At 38.5% G+C, this 929-nt stretch carries 1 protein-coding gene; it reads right to left on the minus strand.

Annotation, left to right across the window (positions count from 1 at the left end):
• Positions 1 to 62: 62 nt before the first annotated feature.
• On the minus strand, positions 63 to 929 hold an 867-nt coding region (adcAII, locus tag CBI42_RS10905), incomplete at its 5' end, for a zinc-binding lipoprotein AdcAII (RefSeq protein ID WP_142294114.1).

Genomic DNA, 929 nt, shown 5'->3' on the forward strand with positions numbered 1-929 from the left:
CACTTAAAACAAGTGCAGCTGCTGACCCAGCTAGATATTTTTTATTGATTTTCATAATCTCCTCATTTCAATTCTTCTGCTAAAATACTCATATTGTCTTCTAGGTTTTCTAGATAAGTCTTGTCATTTTGTGGATCTGCCTCTAAAGGATTCAGAGTTTTAAGACCCACACCTGTTGATTTGACAAGAGTTTCAGCTACTTTCGAAGAAGCATTACTTTCTGTAAAAATCGTTTTAACCTTATAGGTTTTAACAAATTCCTGAATTTCTGTTAGTTGTCTTGGACTTGGTTCTTGTTCTGGAGAGATGCCTGCAATACCAAGTTGATTAAGTCCAAATCTCTTCGCTAGATAAGAAAAGGCCGTATGTTGGGTTACAAAGGTTTTCTGAGTCGCTTTTTCAAATTTAGGCTGGAATTTCTTAGTCAATTCTTGAGCTTTTTTGATAAAGGCTTGCGCATTTTTCTGGTAAGTTTCTTTATGCTCACTATCAACCTCTGAAAGTTTGTCAGCGATAATTTGGGCTTCTTCACCAGCTTTTTCCGGATCTAGCCAAGTATGAGGGTCATAGAGCGTTTTTTCATCAACTCCATCACCTGCTTCCACATCTTCTAGACCAGGAACACGGTCTAAGGTCATTCCCTCAGATGCTTCCAAAACTTTAACTTTAGATTTTTTTAGATTGGGATCCAGACTTCCTGCCCAAGATTCGAGCGTATGCGAGTGGTAGACAAATACATCTGCATCATAGATGGCTGCAATATCATTCGCTGAAGGTTCAAAGGAGTGAATTCCACTACTTGACTGAATCATTCGAACATCATTCAAGTCACCAGATACTTCCTTGACCATAGCATAGATAGGATAAAAACTGGTCACAATTTTCATCCCTTTACCTGACTGGCTTTCCTTTTGACCACAAGCAGCTAA

Origin of the sequence: Streptococcus sp. KR (assembly GCF_002238115.1) — a bacterium.
In the GTDB taxonomy this organism is placed as follows: domain Bacteria; phylum Bacillota; class Bacilli; order Lactobacillales; family Streptococcaceae; genus Streptococcus.